Source organism: Mycobacterium sp. UM_11, assembly GCF_001414075.1.
Taxonomy (GTDB): domain Bacteria; phylum Actinomycetota; class Actinomycetes; order Mycobacteriales; family Mycobacteriaceae; genus Mycobacterium.
On the sequence record NZ_LATC01000296.1, the window covers coordinates 1 to 239 of the forward strand.

Consider the following 239-nt stretch of genomic DNA (forward strand, 5'->3'; position numbering starts at 1 on the left):
TCGTGCGCGAAGACCGCCCCGGCGACAAACGCCTCACCGGCTACGTCGTCGAAAGTGCCCCCGGCACGGTCGATCCCACCACCGCGCGGTCGGCTCTGGCCGAGCGGCTTCCCGGGTTCATGGTGCCCACCGCCATCGTCACCCTCGATGCCTTGCCCACCACCCTCAACGGCAAACTCGACACCCGCGCCCTACCCCCACCCGACTATGCCGATGCCGATCACTACCGCGCCCCCACC

General features: G+C 69.9%; 1 protein-coding gene. It reads left to right on the forward strand.

The features are described from left to right. Window positions 1–239 (forward strand): hypothetical protein (locus WU80_RS26255; RefSeq protein WP_197281375.1); only part of this gene is annotated, 239 nt, incomplete at both ends.